10 protein-coding genes are annotated in these 16,882 nt (G+C 63.5%); 5 read left to right on the top strand and 5 right to left on the bottom strand.

Annotated features, from left to right (window positions below):
- Window positions 1–236 precede the first annotated feature (236 nt).
- A complete protein-coding gene (locus XpruCFBP8353_RS09500) occupies window positions 237–1,865 on the top strand; it encodes a GGDEF domain-containing protein (protein ID WP_101362976.1) in 1,629 nt (542 codons plus the stop codon).
- A gap of 113 nt (window positions 1,866–1,978) precedes the next feature.
- On the opposite strand, the gene XpruCFBP8353_RS09505 is transcribed toward XpruCFBP8353_RS09500, so the two are convergent.
- Together XpruCFBP8353_RS09505 and XpruCFBP8353_RS09510 are read right to left on the bottom strand one after the other, a co-directional pair.
- On the bottom strand, window positions 1,979–3,283 hold the full coding sequence (locus XpruCFBP8353_RS09505) for a glycoside hydrolase family 10 protein (RefSeq protein ID WP_162301011.1): 1,305 nt from the start codon (window positions 3,281–3,283) through the stop codon (window positions 1,979–1,981).
- 432 nt (window positions 3,284–3,715) lie between these two features.
- Window positions 3,716–4,657, bottom strand: a complete 942-nt coding sequence (locus XpruCFBP8353_RS09510; protein ID WP_101362978.1) for a DUF808 domain-containing protein — start codon at window positions 4,655–4,657, stop codon at window positions 3,716–3,718.
- Window positions 4,658–4,715: 58 nt separating this feature from the next.
- On the opposite strand from XpruCFBP8353_RS09510, the gene XpruCFBP8353_RS09515 reads away from it, so the two are divergent.
- Window positions 4,716–6,623: an ABC1 kinase family protein gene (locus tag XpruCFBP8353_RS09515; protein ID WP_207759620.1), complete on the top strand. Its 1,908-nt coding sequence runs from the start codon at window positions 4,716–4,718 to the stop codon at window positions 6,621–6,623.
- A 690-nt stretch (window positions 6,624–7,313) separates the two neighbouring features.
- Window positions 7,314–9,422, top strand: coding sequence for a phosphoglycerol transferase I (locus tag XpruCFBP8353_RS09520; protein ID WP_101362980.1), 2,109 nt, complete (start codon window positions 7,314–7,316; stop codon window positions 9,420–9,422).
- A 257-nt stretch (window positions 9,423–9,679) separates the two neighbouring features.
- On the opposite strand, the gene XpruCFBP8353_RS09525 is transcribed toward XpruCFBP8353_RS09520, so the two are convergent.
- Window positions 9,680–12,280 (bottom strand): DUF3772 domain-containing protein, encoded by a 2,601-nt coding sequence (locus tag XpruCFBP8353_RS09525; protein WP_207759610.1) that lies wholly within the window; start codon window positions 12,278–12,280, stop codon window positions 9,680–9,682.
- A 157-nt stretch (window positions 12,281–12,437) separates the two neighbouring features.
- Between XpruCFBP8353_RS09525 and XpruCFBP8353_RS09530 the strand changes: the two genes are divergently transcribed.
- Complete coding sequence (locus XpruCFBP8353_RS09530) at window positions 12,438–12,779, top strand: HPF/RaiA family ribosome-associated protein (RefSeq protein WP_007974834.1); 342 nt, start codon at window positions 12,438–12,440, stop codon at window positions 12,777–12,779.
- A 238-nt stretch (window positions 12,780–13,017) separates the two neighbouring features.
- Here the strand turns inward: XpruCFBP8353_RS09530 and XpruCFBP8353_RS09535 are convergent, their stop codons facing one another.
- Window positions 13,018–13,410, bottom strand: coding sequence for a hypothetical protein (locus XpruCFBP8353_RS09535; protein WP_101362981.1), 393 nt, complete (start codon window positions 13,408–13,410; stop codon window positions 13,018–13,020).
- Between the two features lie 1,333 nt (window positions 13,411–14,743).
- Between XpruCFBP8353_RS09535 and XpruCFBP8353_RS23405 the strand changes: the two genes are divergently transcribed.
- On the top strand, window positions 14,744–15,763 hold the full coding sequence (locus tag XpruCFBP8353_RS23405) for a hypothetical protein (protein WP_243391085.1): 1,020 nt from the start codon (window positions 14,744–14,746) through the stop codon (window positions 15,761–15,763).
- A 454-nt stretch (window positions 15,764–16,217) separates the two neighbouring features.
- Here the strand turns inward: XpruCFBP8353_RS23405 and XpruCFBP8353_RS09545 are convergent, their stop codons facing one another.
- The gene (locus XpruCFBP8353_RS09545) at window positions 16,218–16,781 is read right to left on the bottom strand and encodes a lytic transglycosylase domain-containing protein (protein ID WP_101362983.1); all 564 of its coding nucleotides are present in this window, start codon (window positions 16,779–16,781) and stop codon (window positions 16,218–16,220) included.
- Window positions 16,782–16,882 lie beyond the last annotated feature (101 nt).

Below are 16,882 nucleotides of genomic sequence, written 5' to 3' on the forward strand. Positions count from 1 at the left end.
CGATGACATCCCCGTATCGGTGCGAAGACAGTGAGATGCACCGAATGCGGGAGAATGCAGCCGCGTTCGTCGTCATCTGGGTAACTTGTTCATTGATGCCTTCGCGTCCTCTGTCGCGACCTTGCTTGGCCAATTGCCTGCATGCTGTCGGTACGCGCTGCGGCCCGGCTTGCTCAAGCACCCCATGGGCGCGCCGATAACGACCGTTAGCACAAGACTTTTCGAGACCCTGGCGCATGGCAGACCAGCCCGAACACCCAAGCCGTCCACGTGGCGGGCTGCGCCGCCTGCTGCCCTGGGGCGGCGCGGACACCGCGCGCATGGCCACGACCCTGCCCACCGTGATCAACGGCGAGCGCAGCGCGCAGGGCCTGGCCGCGCATCAGCTGGTGCCCGCCAAAGCCAAGTCCGGCGCACACGATCCCGCTGCCGCCACTGCATTGCTGATGCGGCTGTTTTCGCATGCCGCGCATCCGGAGGCACTGCTGCTCGCCTTCGCCGAAGGCATCGCCAGCCTGCACGGCGAGCTCGGCGACATGGGCGTGCGCCTGAGCGCGGCGTATGCGGCCGGCGACTGGCCCGGCTATGGCCGTGCCTTGCGCCAGCTGATCGACAAGTACATCCGCACCATCGACACCGGCGATTCGCTGGCCGAAGGCCGCACCGAGGCCGAGCAGCTGCGCGACCTGCTGCGACACGCGCTGGGCAACGCGCTGGCCACCCTCTTGCAACGCAGCCCGGAGCTGGCCGAAGAAGCGCAGACGCTGGCATCGGCACTGCGCCACTGGCGCCCGGGACACGAGCTGATCACGCTGGAACAGCGCCTGCGCGAACTCAGCCATCAGATTGGCCTACGTGCTGAAGATGCCAGCGAGCAACAGAACCTATTACTCGGTCTATTCGACCTATTGCTGGAGAACGTCGGCGAACTTCTCGACGATCGCAGCTGGCTGCAGGGCCAGATCTCGGTCGTGCGGCAGCTGATTTCCGGCCCGCTGGACGTCGGCTCCATCGAACAAGCCCGCGGCACCCTGCGGGAGGTGATCTACAAACAAGGCCTGCTCAAGCAGGGCATCGCCGACTCCAAGACCGCCATGCGCGAGATGATGGTGTCCTTCGTCGACCGGCTCGACGGCATGGCCACCAGCACCGGGCAATACCACGACCGCGTTGCCGGTTATTCGCAGGCGATCGGCGAAGCACGTGGCATTCCCGACCTCAACCGGCTGCTGCAGGATCTGCTGCAAGACACCGCCGGTGTGCAGGCACAGGCTTTGGCTGCGCGCGACGAACTGCTTGCGGCGCGGCGGCAGGTGGAAGATTCCGAACAACGCATTGCCTCGCTCGAGCAGGAGCTCAAGGATGTGGCCGGCCTGGTACGCGAAGACCAGCTCACCGGCGCGCTCAACCGGCGCGGCTTCGAAGAACTGTTCCAGCGCGAAGCGGTACGCACCCAGCGCAGCGGTCAGCCGCTGTGCGTGGCGATGTTGGACCTGGACGACTTCCGCCGCCTCAACGAGACCCACGGCCATGCCGGTGGCGACGCCGCGCTACGTCACACCGTGGACGTGGCCAAGGCCGTACTGCGCACCACTGACGCCATCGCCCGCTTCGGCGGCGAAGAATTCGTCTTGCTGCTGCCGGACTCGACCATTTTCGAAGCCAGCGCGGCAGTGATCCGTCTGCAGCGCGCATTGGCCCAGCGCTCGTTGCTACACGAGGACGTGCGCGTGTTCGTCAGCTTCAGCGGCGGCGTGGCACTGCGCCATCTCGACGAGGCTCAGGACGATGTGATCCGCCGTGCCGACCGCGCCATGTACGACGCCAAGGCGGCCGGCAAGAATCGCGTGATCAGCGCGGATTAGCGGCAGGTGCCGACAGGTCAGTGCCCGCGCCCCGGATCCGACGCCTGCGTGGGACAGGCAGAGCCGGCGCCCTCCGCCGGCTCATTGGCGGGGCAGGCGTCTTGCCAATCGCTTCAAGGGTGCTGCCAGCGCAGCGTGAGATAGTCCACCACCTGTTGCGTCTGGGCCGCGGCGAGAAATCCGTGGCGAAACAACATGCAGCCGCCAACCTCAGGCAGCGACGCATTCACGTCCAGCTGGCGGGCGATCTCGGGCACACCGCCCTCCACTGTCCAATCCGGCTCCAGTGCGTTGGCAGTGCCGACCTTGTACAACGCCATACCGATATAGAGTTGCACGCGCCGACCGCGCACGGTGTCCGCCCACCAGCGTGCGATGGTGTCGTAGCGCACAGCCTGGCGGGCCAGCGGCCAGTAGATCTGCGGCACGATGTAGTCCACGAGTTCTTCGCGGACCCAACGGCGGGTATCCGCGTAACTGGTATCAAATGCGGGCGCACCGGCCTGTGTGTCCGAGCCCAGCGGATCATCCTGACGATTGCGCCACACCCCGGCCGGGCTGACCCCAAATGCCACCCCCGGCCTGATCGCCCGAATGGTCCTGGCTACCTCTCGCATCAATCGATAGGTGTTGTCGCGGCGCCAATCCCCTTTGTCGGCAAATCCGGCCCCATGGGCGGCATAGCTCTGTGCGTCGTCGAGGGGAGACTGCGCCGATTCGGTATAGAAGTAGTCATCGAACTGCACCCCATCCACGTGGTAGCAGGCCACCAGTTCCGCGACCACGCGACAGATCCAGCGGCGCACGGCCGGCATGCCTGGATCGAGCACCAGCCGATTGGCCGCCACGCCAACCCAGTCGGGGTGACGCAGATACACGCTCTGGGGCGAATCGGTCGACGCAGTGGCAAAGGCATCGAGCGTGGCCTGGTCCAGGCCGGTCGAAACACGATAGGGATTGAGCCAGGCATGCACCTGGATGCCTCGCGCATGTGCATGCCGCAGCAGGAATGCCAGCGGGTCGAAACCCGGGTCCTTGCCTAGAACGCCGGTCATGACCGGCGACCATGGCAGGATGCGCGAACGGTACAGCGCATCGGCACAGGGCTTGACCTGAAAGACCAGGGTATTCAGATGCAGTGACTGGGCCTGATCGACGATTGCCAGCAATTCCTGCTGCTGCACCTCGATGCGTTCGGCAGGGTCGACGATCCGCGCGGATGCGGCGCTTGGCCAGTCGAGATTGAACACGCTGGTGATCCAGGTTGCGCGCATCTGGACGCCCGGGAGCGTGGCCGCGCTGGCTGGAACGCCCACGATGGCCGCGGCCATTGCTGCCGAACCCAAACCCAGAAAGCGCCGCCGACCAATCGCGGGGGAGCCGCTGGCCGGTGCCGCATCCCGATCCGCTGCAGGCATTGCCTGGAGCGCCTGATCCGTCTGCTGCACGGCAGGCAACGCCGCACGCGTGTCGTCGTGTTCTTCAGAGGTCTTCTTCACGCATCCCTCCTGCATCGCGTTGCTGCAGTCGTGGCCGGGCCTCTATGCCAGGCCCGGCTGCCGTCATCCGGCACATTCCGATACCACCCACCAGGCACACCCTAGCAACGGCGACCGCCGGAACGCGCGCGCGACATCGGAATCAAGAACCTCGCTTCGTCAGGTACGCAGCCGCCGTGACGCACGGCCCGAAACGGCGGCGCCATCGCGCAGATGGGCGCTCGCAAACGGCCAACGGTCACTGGCGAATCATTGGCAGCCACCGTCATCGCCATTGCGCTCGACCGACGCCAGCTAACGATGCCACACCGGTGCCGAGCCCCCTCCCAACCCGGCGGCCGTGACGCGGCATCAATGCGCCGGCTTCTTCCCGCGCAGCTTCTGAAACAGCATCACCGCGCCCAGCACGATCGCACCAGCAACCACGCCGACCAGCATGTTGCCCAGCGCTTCGACCAGCCAGCCCATGCCGCCGGCCGACTTGGCCAGATCCACCACCAGGTGATGCAGCGCCGGGATGTTGTGCACCAGGATGCCACCGCCGACCAGGAACATGGCCAGCGTGCCGGCCACCGACAGGAATTTCATCAGCCACGGCGCCGCCACCAGGATGCCGCGACCGAACGCAGCCAGCCCGGCGCCCTGCTTGGTCAAGTACAAACCCAGGTCGTCCAGCTTCACGATCGCCGCGACCAGACCGTACACGCCAATGGTCATCGCCAGCGCAATCGCCACCAACACTGCCACCTGCTGCCCGAACGACACTTCGGAGACCACGCCCAGGGAGAGCACGATGATCTCCGCCGACAGGATGAAATCGGTGCGGATCGCGCCCTTGACCTTGTCCTTTTCCAGCGCCACCACGTCCACGCTCTCGTCGGCCAGCGCGCGGGTGCGTTCGGCATGCCGCTGCGCTTCTTCCTCATCGTTGTGCAGGACCTTGTGCGCCAGCTTTTCCACGCCCTCGAAACACAGATAGGCGCCACCGATCATCATCAACGGCATCACCAACGGGACGTTGTAGCCACGCCCGCGCAGCCAGGCTTCCAGCGCGCTGATCGCCAGCGCCGCCGGCACCAGGATCATCTTGTTGACCAGCGAGCCCTTGGCCACCGCCCACACCACCGGCAACTCGCGGTCGGCAGTGACACCGGTGACCTGCTGCGCGTTGAGCGCCAGATCGTCGCCGAGCACGCCTGCGGTCTTCTTGGCCGCAACCTTGGTCAAGATGGAAACGTCGTCCAGCAGCGTGGCGATGTCGTCGAGCAGGGTGAACAGGCTGGCACCGGCCATGCAGAGATCCTTCTTGGGTGTGGGTGAATTCTCGCCGATCCGGTGCCCGCGTGGGGTGATGAGCCGCCATTGCGTGGATGTTGCGTGCCGTTGCCGGGGCGATGCCCGCATCGCTGCGTGTGCGCCTGCGGTCGGTCGTGCCAGCCTTGGGCAGGCTTGCCTGCGTTATCTGGGAGCGCTCGGATTCACCACGCGACGACCCGGCGCTGGCCACACTCGCCGCCTGCATCACGCCCCGGAGATGGCCTTGAGTCAGAACGACCCGCACCGCGCACCGGCCCAGGCCGCAGGCCCGGCAGACAATGCCGTGGTGGGCGGCATGAGCCGGCGCACGCAGATCCTGCGCCTGCTGCTGCGCTATCGCGGCTCGGGGGTGTTCGCCGGCATGAATCTGGATCCGGCGGCGATCAACGAATACGAAGTGCCCGCGGAAGGCACGCCGGATCAGTTCGTCTCCGACCTGGAATCGCTCGGGCCCACCTTCGTCAAACTGGGCCAGATGCTGTCCACCCGGCCGGACATCGTGCCGCCGGAGTTCGCCACCGCGCTGGAGCGCATGCAGGAGAACACCAGCTCGGTGCCGGTGGAACGCATTCGCCAGATCATCGAGGAAGAACTCGGGGTTTCGGTCAACAAGGCGTTCTCGCATTTCGACCCGGTCCCGCTGGGCTGCGCCTCGCTGGCGCAAGTGCACCGCGCCGCATTGCGCGACGGCACGCCGGTGGCGATCAAGGTGCAGAAGCCGGAAGTGGCCGCGCAAGTGCGTTCGGACATGGACGTGCTCAAGAGCTTCGCCACCGCGGCCGACCGCCTCACCGGCATCGGCCGGCGTGTGCGCTTTGCCGATTGGCTGGGCGAATTCGGCAAGACCCTGCGCGCCGAGCTCAACTACGAAGACGAAGCCGAGACCCTGGTGCGCTTCGGCAAGCATCTCAAGCCGTTTCCGCTGTTGTGGATTCCGCAACCGGTGTGGGACCTGAGCAGCCGCAAGGTGCTGACCATGCAGCTGGCCGAAGGCGTGCGCGTGGACAAGATCTCCGGCCTGCGCCGCACCGAGCAGCCGATGGACAAGCTGGCCGCAGAGCTGGTCAAGGGCTACCTGGACCAGATGTTCGTGCATGGCGAGATCCACGCCGACCCGCATCCGGGCAATCTGCGCGTGCTGCAGGACGGGCGCCTGGCGATCTTCGACCTGGGCATGGTCGCGCACGTGCCGCCGCGCCTGCGCGAGCGCTTGCTCAAGCTGCTGTTCGCCGCCGTCGACGGCCGTGGCGAAGAAGTCGCCGAAGAGACCATCGCGCTGAGCACGCGGCTGGAGGATTACGACGAAGACCGCTATCAGCGCGAAACCGGGCAGATGATCGCCCGCTACGCCGCGCACGACACCACTTCCGAAGGTCGCGTGGTGCTGGATCTGGTGCGCATCGCCACCTCGACTGGCTTGCGGACGCCGCCTGAGCTCAGCCTGCTCGGCAAGACCTTGTTGAACCTGGAAGGCGTGTGCCGCACGCTGTCGCCGCACCTGGATACGCGCCGCATCGTCGAGCGCCATCTGCAGCACGTGATGCGGGCGCGCCTGAAAAAGTCTCTGTCTGCCGCCAACTTGGCCAGCGAGGCGATGGAACTCCAGCACCTGGTGCGCGAAGGACCGCGCCGCATGTCGGAGATTCTGTCGCTGGCTGCGGAAAACCGCCTGCAGATGCGCGTCACCGGGCTGGAAGAATCGCACCTGATGGAAAGCCTGCAGAAGATCGCCAACCGCGTTGCGGCAGGCATCGTGACTGCCGCGCTGATCATGGCATCGGCGCAGATGATGCGTATCGAAACCGGCTTGAAGCTGTGGGGATATCCCGCCATTGCGATGGTGCTATTCCTGCTCGGCGTTGTGCTGGGGCTCGGCATTGTGGTCAGCGCACTGCTGTTCGACCGCCGCGTGCGTGCGCGTGAAGAGCGCGGGCATCGCTAGCGGCTGTTTTTTGTGGCAGACCATCGGGGCTCGATGGTCGGCAGCAGCCAGGCACCTTCAATCCTTCGTAAGCCATCACTGCCTGCAAAGAAGCGCGCCTAAGAAAATCAAGATGCAGCAATTGCGCGGGCGCAGCTGACTCTCGGCACCGGCATGCGGCACGTGCGCACGCGGGTTCCCGCGCGCCGTCCACGCTCAAGGCCGACTGCCCGCTACTTCTCGGCAGTCACTTACAACGTGTCAGCGGATCTGAGCGATCGCGCGTCAGCCGCGTCGCTTGGGGTGCATTGCATTCCATGCAGCCTGCGACACGCAACGGCCTGTACGAGCGAGCGCTAACGTCGCTCGCGCATGTCGTATGGCGCTCGGCATCGTGGATTGCACGCGCGCTGTGCACAGACGCATCGCTCCCACCCACCTCACGGCGCTGCTACTGCAGCAAGCACACCCAACACCACATATGGGTGCAATTGCGCCTGCCCACGGCCACATTGCAGCATCGGCGCTCTGATGGATGCGGGCAGATGCGTAACCGGGCTGATGGGCCTGGATCTCAGTGGCAACAAACATTTCAGTCAGCTTCGGCGCGGCATAGTCCGTCATCCGGGTGTCACATTGCAGGTGGCGCACAGGACATGGCGAGCAAGGCGTCCGGCACGCGCTCGCATCATCCCCCCACGGACGCTGCGCATGCATTGGATGTTGTTGGTTTCGTTGTTGCTGTTGCTGTGGCTGTTGGCCGCCTCCCCGCGCCTGGCATGGCTCAAGGCTGGCTTGTTGTCGGTATTTCTGCTGCTGCTCAGCGCCTGGGGACTGATCGATCGATTCAGCGGCGATGGCATCAATGCGGCCACGCTGTACCACCTGCGCGCTGACATGGATGGCGCCGGCGTCAGCGATTTTTCCGGTTATATCGCGGTGTTCGTCGGCATGCTGCTGCTTTCGCTGAGCCCGCTGTTGCTGGTGCGGGTGCGACGCTTTCAACGTCCGCGCGGTGGTGGTGCGGTGTTCGCAGGCTTCGTGAGCATGTTGTTGGTCAGCATCGCAGTAAGCCCGCTGTATCGCGATGGCAAGCGCCTGTATTACCAGCTGCGCCCGGTCGATTACGCCACCGTCGTACCCGAATACCAGGTGCCGCAGCAACCGCTGCAGAAGCGCAAGAACATCGTGTGGATCTATGGCGAAAGCCTGGAGCGCACCTACTTCGACGAAAATGTGTTTCCAGGCTTGATGCCCAACCTGCGCGCGCTTGCCACCGAAGCGGTGGACGTACGCAATCTCACCTCCACCGAAGGCAGCGGCTGGACCATCGCCGGCATGGTTGCCTCGATGTGCGGCGTGCCGCTCACCACCGCGCCAGGTGATGAAAACAGCATGGACCGCATGGGCATGTTCCTGCCCGAAGCGCGCTGCCTGGGCGATTACCTCAAGGATCAGGGCTACCGCAATCATTACGTCGGCGGCGCCGATGCAAGCTTCGCTGGCAAGGGCCGTTTCCTGTCCAGCCATGGCTTCGACGTGGTGCACGATGTGCACTATTTCCACGACAGAGGCGTCGCACCGAAGCATTTTTCCGCGTGGGGCGTGCACGACGATGTCTTGCTGGACGATGCCTGGGACAGCTTCCAGACGCTGTCACGTGCTGGCCAACCCTTCATGCTGACCACGCTGACGATGGACACGCATCATCCGGCCGGCCACTTGCCGCTGGCATGCAAGGACCAGCACTACGACAGCGCACTGGGCGATATCGGCCTGCTGCATGCAATCAAATGCAGCGACCGCTTGATTGGCGAACTGGTCGCGCGCATTCGCAACAGCCGCTACGGCAAGAACACCATCATCGTCATTGCCTCCGATCATCTGGCGATGCCCAACGATCTGAGCGACGTGCTGGCTGAGCAGAAGCGCGAGAACCTGCTCCTATTCCTGGGCAAGGACATCGCCCCACAACAAGTGGTGACGCGTGCAGGTAGCACGCTCGATTCAGGCGCGACGCTGCTGCAATTGCTGGAACCAGGCATGCGCACGCTAGGCTTTGGCCGCTCGCTGTTAGCCAGCGATGCCCCGCCCAGTGCCAGCGTTGCCGCCAGCCGCGACAGCGGGAAGGACTATCCGCGCTATCTGGCGTATGCGCGCACACTATGGACCGGACGCAGCACGCGCATGCTGCGCATCAACGGCAATGGCGATGTCGTGGTCGGCGTACAACAGGTGCGCCCACCGGTGCTGCTGGAATACGACAAGGACACCAACCTGAAGACGGTGTACCTGGAAAATACCTCGCGTCAATTCGATCGCACGCATTCCAAAGGCACGCTGGCCTATGTGGATCGCTGCACTGCATTCGAAGACGGCTCGGCCGATGGCGACTGGTGCGCACTGGTGGTGGATCGCCACCAGAACATGAAGCTGTATCGCGATCCGGACCTCACGCGCGGCATCGCCGTCGATGCGCCGCTGGAAGCCACCCAGCAAGGCCCGCGTCCACGCATACGCCAGCCGATCATGCTCACCCAGGCTGCCCGCAAGACCGACGCCGGCCGCTACATGCTCGAGCTCTACGCCAAGCGCCGACCCACGCGCGCGTTCTGGGTCGAAGCGGTGTCCTCGGAACGAAAAGTCGTGCTGGCACAGCAATGGGTGGTGCCAGACGCCGCCGGGCGTATCCGGATGCCGGTGGGCCTGGAACATGCAGTCGAAGATCTGGAGATCCGCGCCTGGCTGGATTACACCGAAGACGTCAGCGTGGACGATCTGGCCTTGGTCAAGGACATACCGGTGGCAGACCGCTCCTGATGTGAGCCGCTGCACTCCCGTGGAGGGTGGACATGCTGGCGCGATGCCCTTACCGATTGCGTGGTCGTTGGCGGCATGGATGGGTTCACGGCGTGTCCCGCGAGCGGTGAGGGCATCGCGCCCTCGACTGACCAGGCTTTCAACTGAGCAACTGCCTACATCCAGATAAGCAGTCAGACATGGCCGCGCGATCAGCGCACTCCACTGTCAACCCACCCTCTACTCGCTACTACGCTAGCGACGCAGCGCTCGCCACTTCACTGCTCCGCCACAGACGTGCCGTCGCCTGCGTCGCGCGCCACCGCCGCACCTGCGCGACTGAAGCGAATCTCCTGTGGCGACTGCAACGCAATGCCCACCGTCTCCATGCGCTGCAGCAGTGCGAAGAACAGCTGACTGCGCACGCCATACGAATCGCGCGGACTGCTCACATAGGCGAACGAATTGAAATTGACGTGCCCGCCAGCCAGCGAATCGATGAACACCGATGGTGCTGGCTCGGCCAGCACCTTCTCATGCTCTGCGAACAGCTCAAGCAGCATGTCGCGCACCTTGGCCACATCGGTTTCCAGCGGCACCGAGAACTGCAACTGCACACGGCCCATCGGATTGGACAGCGTCATGTTACGCACGCTCTTGGTGATCAACTCCGAGTTGGGAACAATCAACGTGGAACGGTCGCCCACCTGGATTTCGGTCGCGCGCACGCTGATCTTGCGCACATCACCTTCTTGATCGCCAATGCGTACCCAGTCCCCGATCTTCACCGGCCGCTCGGCCAGCAGGATCAGTCCCGACACGAAGTTCTGCGTGATCGCCTGTAGACCGAAACCGATACCCACCGACAATGCACTCAACACCAGCGCCAACCGTCTCAGATCCAGACCTAGCGCAGTGAGCCCCCACACTGCCACGATCAACCATCCCAGATAACGCGCCACCGTGCTGATCGAATTGCGCGCACCGGCATCCAGCTCGGTCTTGGGCAGATACGTGTTGACCAGCCACTTCTGCACCACGTGCACCAGACCCATGCCGAGCAGGAAGACGCATAGCGCCCGGGCCACATCGCTGGGCGTGATGACCAGCTCCTTGCCAATGGCAATTCCGTGCGACACGTTTTCCAGCCAGCCGGTCACCGCGGCGATATTTGCGCCGTATGGCGTCACCAGCGCGGCGATGCCCAGCAGTACCAGCAGCACCCGCACCGCCGCGGAGATCAACAAGCCCACCTGCACCAACCGTCCGCTGCCGACAGTCAATACATGCGACAGCGCACGGCTGAACCGGCTCTCCGGCTTGAATACCCAGGTCGTCAGGTCGTCGGCAAACATCACCAGTAGCGCGAGCACGCTGCAGACCAGGGTGATCCAGATGATCTGCTGCTCGACGAACAGCGCCAGATTGATGTAGCCGAACAACGCCGCCACCAACGCGAAGATCACCGCCAGATGGCCCAGCAGACGGATCAGCACGATGTAACCGCCGCCGCGCGACACCACTGGCGGCGGTGCGCTGCTGTCCGCGTCGGCAGCACCCATGTTTGCGGCGTGAGCGCGCAACGACAGGGTCAGGCCAGCCAGCGCCGACAGAATCAAACCCGCATACAACAGCGCAGCAACCGCATCGGTGGCGATGGTCAATGCGCCGCTGCTGCGCGCTACATCGTTGATCCTGATCGCCATGCCGCTGAACCAACTCACCGCAGCCGTGGCCAGGCAATGCACGCGCAAACGGTTGACGGTGGCATCGTCCAACGGGAACAGACGCCAGGTGGGCTGGTGCTTCATCAACAAACTGGCACTGAGCGAACCGACGAAGGCGGCCACACAACTGATCACCACAAATGCACTGAGCAGTTGCTCCAGATCCGTCGGTAGCTCGCTCAGGGCGCGCACGCTTTCGGCCAATGCCCATGCCGCCATGCCCAGCGTGAGGGTGCCCACCAACAGAAACCACAACGCAAGGCCGGAGCGACGCAAGCGTCCACCGGGCGCACGCGAGGCCGCATACCGCCGCCCTAGATGACGCAGGAAGATGCGCAACGGAAACGCCAGCGCCAATGCCGCCAGCGTCCCGATCACCAGACCGGCGATGCCGTTGGTCGATGTGCCCGTCCGCACCGCCTGTACAGCCTTGTCGGAAAGCGTCTGCAGGCGCGCGCGGTCGTCGGGCCATTCCTGCGCGATCTCATTCCACAGCGTGGGCGACAGCGGTGAGGCCACGCGCGCGGAGAGCTTCTCGCTGAAGCGCTGGGCACGCTCGCCCTCGAGCCGGTCGGCCAGATCCTTGGCATCCAGCGCCAACAGGTTCGCCCGCTTGAGTTCGGCATCCAGCCCATTGCGCTCGCGCGTGAGCGCGCGTCGCTGGTCGCGTAGATCGGGCGGGTCGGTCTTCTGTTCTTCGCCCAGCCCTGCCAGCCGGACAGACAGCTCCTTCAACGGCGGCTCAAGCGAGCGCGCCAGATCCTGGGCCTGGCGTTGCGCGCCGGTGACATCGTCAGCGAGCTTGCGCAATTGGTCGGTATCGGATTTTTCCATCCCCGCTTCAGCCTGGGTCAGCACCTTTTGCATGCTGTCCAGTTCGGTCTGCGCGGTCTCCAGCAACGTGTCCTCGTCCTGGGCCACAGCCGCGCCCACGCAGACCATCCACAGCGCGGCAAGCAGCAGCAGGCGCTGCAGCACGCCCCGATGGGCACCCAAGACAAATCGGAATTCGGACACAGGCAGGCATCGAACAGGCGCGGACCACCGCGGGTGCGGGCATCTTAAGGCACCACTCCTGATCCAGCAGATGGCCCGGTGCCGGCGATTCAGCCACGACAGATCGTGCGTATGCACGGATCGACCATCCGGCATCGGCACCGGCGGCGACCGAGTCGGAGACCGCAACCTGACCACCCGACCAGCACATGAATGGGCTTGCGGGGTTGTCACTTTGCGACAACACTCGGCTGACGCAGAATCGAACCACCGCTGCGGCAGACGCAGCGGATGACCGCGAAGGAGATCCTCTATGCAGATTCAGATCCAGACCGACAAGCACGTGCCGCACGATCCGTCTGTTGTGGCGCATGTCGAAAAGACCTGCACCGCCCAGTTGGCGCATTTCGCCAGCGACATCACCCGTGTGGAAGTGCATTTGCGCGATGAGAACGGTCAGCGCGGCGGCGCGGCGGATCGAACCTGCAGCATCGAAGCGCACGTCGCCGGCCTACCGCCGATCGCGGCCACCAACAGCGCCGAAACGACAGCCTCTGCCGTGACCGGGGCTGCGCGCAAGCTGCGCACTGCCATCGAACATGCACGCGGCAAGCAGCACTCCAAGGCCACCGCCCCGCCGCCGGACATGCTTTGATCTGATCTGGCGGTTGGCACATGGCCTGGGCCGCTGCCAACGTTTGCGGCGATGGCATCGCGGTACGTCATCTGGCGCTACGCGAAGCGCCCGCAAAAGCTGTAACCCTGAACGGCATCGGCCCGTCGCACTCACCCTGCGGCGGGCCGAATGCTTTAAATCTACTGGTGCTTGCGGAAAGATTGCAATCCCAAGCACCAGGCGCTGTTATAAAGCGTGTCGATCTGCAATCTGGCTCTTACGCCAGCGGCGGCAGACTACCGGGCCACTTACCGGCGACTGGGATAACGCGCGCAGCGATCGGCTGAGCCGAACCAGCCAAGTGCAACGTATGTCTGGATGCCTTCGCCCATTGCGCGGCATCGCTGAAGATACGCGTCTGGTTTGCTGCCCACAGCAGCACTGCATTATGTGGTGAGTCCTGCGGCAAGCGGATCGGACTGGCCTTGAACCGTTCGGGTTTCGATATCCATTGCTTGCCGGTGGATGCGTAGGTCAGGCCGTCCAGGTTCCGGGCAGGTGCGATGACGGTAATTGCAGGCCTGGAAAACATCGCCAACTCCTGCTGCGGTTTTCCGTGATCGCAGCAATGCAATCGCTCGACAGCGGCGTCGCCAGCGGACCGATGCATTCGCTCGATCCCCCAATCCAGGGAAGCTCGACCTGGTCAGCGGGGTTCGATGGCGTGTGGCTGCATGCAAGTAAGGATATGCGCACAAGCATATTATCGGAACGCTGGGAAGCCAAGCGCGGCTCCAGACAGCTCCCTGGAACCTTGGCGAGGTTGCACCTTGCTGGCTTCGTGATCTTCATACTCGGGAATGCAGCCATCTGCTTTCAAGTCCACACCACGCGCCCTGGGCGATCGCTCAAACAAGCTAACCCCGCCACTCCACCATCAATCCGCACCAGAGCCGCCGGCGTCGGCCCACCGATGCATCGCGCAGCGCTGCCCGCACACGCGCAACGGTATTCGGCCGTGCGAAGACGGCCGCAGAGGCAAACATATTTGGCCCGCACACGCGAATTGATTGTTCGGATGCAGAATGATCGTTTCGCACGGCGCGCGTCCAGATTCTCTGGATTTATGCGAATTTCAAGCTCGCCTACGACGATGATACATACCACGCAAGGTGGCCGTGGATAGCAGGTACGCCTGGGCGTTTCGATTGCGAGCGAAGAAGTCACGCTGTCGTTGCAAGGGCAGGTGAGCACAGCATATGCACCATGACGGTGCGGCGTGCCGCACATCACGCATTTGTCCGGTCGACGCGCCTCGCTGCGATTGGCGATGCCACGCTGCAATCAGGACTCTCGCCGCCAGACCCGTCTTGATGAGGTAGCCATCGTCCGGCGCCATCGATCAATCGCCCTGCAAGCCTGGGCGAAAGCATGCCGATATCCCACCAACGCGAGGACATGCCGTGACGAAGATCCCTTCATCCAGTACCTCCCAGCAACCGCAAGCGACAAGCGGCGACGTTGTGATCGATATACCGGCACAAACACGCCACGCCACATCGACGCCCAGGATCGATTCTTCTCTATCCGCCCTGCCGCCCAGACCTTCGGGACGACGCAGTAGCGCAGGAAGCGACAGCGGGCATGAAACCGCCACTGACGCAGACCGATCCCCCTATGGAAGTCCACGGCTGCATGCTTCCCTGCGCGGGGAAGAGAGCAGCAGCGAGCCATTCCATGACGCTGAAGACTCCTTTGAACCATCAGCTCCACCATCACTTACCCAAGAACACGCTGCACAACACGGTTCCCAAGCGCATGCATCCACCTCAGCGACGGGCGCTGCGCGCTTAGGCACACTGGCTGCATCAGTCCGGGCAGGTGCAACACGAGGAGTCACCACCCTACTTGGACCCACCGCGACAGCGGTCGCAGCTGCGGCGCGCGGTGTACTGCCGATCAGCTTCGACAAACAATACCTGGGCGCTGCGCTGGGACATCTCGTGCACCAGACCACCTCCGTGGGCCCAACCACTTTCGTGCGCGAGTTGCTGGGCGAAGGACTGTTTGCCGCGCTTCGCCAACTCCCACCCGAAGCGGTCGTCGCCTTGCAGGCGGTGTCGGGCACGCTGCATCTGGCGCTGCATACGCTGCGTCGCAACCGCGAGAACCGCAATCCGGACGCCGCCGCCCGAGGTTTTCACAACCTGAACCTTGAACAATGGGAAGCGCTGTCCGAAGACGAACGTCATCACAAGAGGAGCGAGCAGCAACATTATTCGGATCTGGTCACCCGGCTCGCGCTGGCCGGCATCTTGAGCAATATCGCCGTAGGCGCTGCAGGCAAGGCCTCTGGCCGACCGGAGATGGCGGCCAGGCTGCTGGCCAGTGAGCTCAAGATCGCCCCTTATGCTGCGGCCCGCGATGCCATCCAGGCGACGTTCCGCATGGTCGGAATGCGGGCGCCTACCAACGGTGGCGTCAGCGATCCCCACGTCACCAGTGCAGGCAGGTTCTACGGCATGGCCAACGTCCTGATCAACCTGGCATCGAATGAGCTGGAGGCGCCAGACGTTGCATCGGCCAGGCAACGCTGGGCAGGACTGATGTCGCCCTTCAACATGGGAGAGGCGACCAGAGTCGTCTTTCAGCAAGCGGCAGTGAACGCGGCATTGAATGTCGGTCTGGAGACGGCTGACTGGATCAATGTCACCCAACACGAGGCCGACGAAGCCGGGACGCAGCAGATCTGGGAACCAACCTTGAAGGCCAGGCGCGAGGACTATGAGCGTGTCATGGATCATTCGGTCGCGCGCACGGCCGCCATCAATTCCAACATCGCATTTGGTACAGCGGTCAACATGATTGGCAACTGGCTCGGTTTGTCGCCAGCACGCAGCGCATTGCTCTCCAATACGTTGGCCGGCATGGCCGCCGGTATGCAGTACAAGGTCATTGCCGGCACCTGGCAGGCTGCAGCGGCAGTTCGCGAAGCCCAAGCAGCTCGCACGCAAGCTGAGTAAGCCTGACCGCCAGCCGCGCTGGCTATCGAGCAACCGTCGGTGAGGCCAGCATTCGACGGGCGTACACGCACTGCGCGCTCACCGGCAGTGCGTGCTCAATGACTCCACGGGCAGCCTTCGGCACTTACTGAAAACCATGACGTGGCGACGAACGGCGCAGATTAACCGCAAACCACGCCTGGCCTGCCAATTTCTGTCTCAGGTGGCGGCTACCTAGCCTCAGTACAGCAGGTACCCAGACGCGTCACGCACGTTGTCGGCATGTGGTAACGCATGCTGCCGGGGCAGTCGTCATTTCAATCACCGCATGCGCGACGACAAGGTAAACGCACTATATTTCCGCAGATAATTCCGTGTCAGCGTGCTCCCACCTTGCGCAATCCTGCTCACTTCATGCCAGGGCCCCTCCACACAACTTGGGCTACATCTACGCACTCCTGCAGTGGCACCCACGCTATTCAGCAATCACACCGCGCCTGATCAGAATCGAATGAATGGCATGCGCATATTTATCACGCTCCCCCGGCGTTTCGGAATGGTAGGCCCCTACTGCAGCCCAGGTATTTCCATATTTGTTGGTCATCTCGCGCAGCCGCCAGGCTGCCACATACACACTGATGCACGGATGCATCAATGCATCCCTGGAGATTCCATAGCTGGATAACCGCCGCAGATGGATGGAGTTGATCTGCATCTTCCCGTAATCAACGGTGCCATTGTTGTTACGATGGATTGCGTCGGCACGACCGCGTGATTCCTGCCAGGCAATGGCACGCAGCACCCAAGGGTTGACGTGCTGATATCCGGCAGCCTCTTCAAAGCAATCTGCGCGTGCGAAAGGCGCCGCGCATGCCAGAGCTACTGCAAACAAAAGACGCTGCGGCCCGGCTCCTGCCCGACGACCACACCCGGACCTTTTCGCGCGCAAGTGTCGCTTTGGCGATGGCTCGGACCAGGGCTCCAAATGCCAATTGGATTTTTTATCGACATACTGGTATGCGATCGTTGAATCGATCATTTTTCGTTACCTCGATCTCAATTGAATACAGGTCTCCAGGTGAGTAGAGCGCCGGCACACAACGACTCACGACGCTCGACGGCGGCACCATAACGCCACCT

The organism is Xanthomonas prunicola (genome assembly GCF_002846205.1).
GTDB lineage: Bacteria > Pseudomonadota > Gammaproteobacteria > Xanthomonadales > Xanthomonadaceae > Xanthomonas > Xanthomonas prunicola.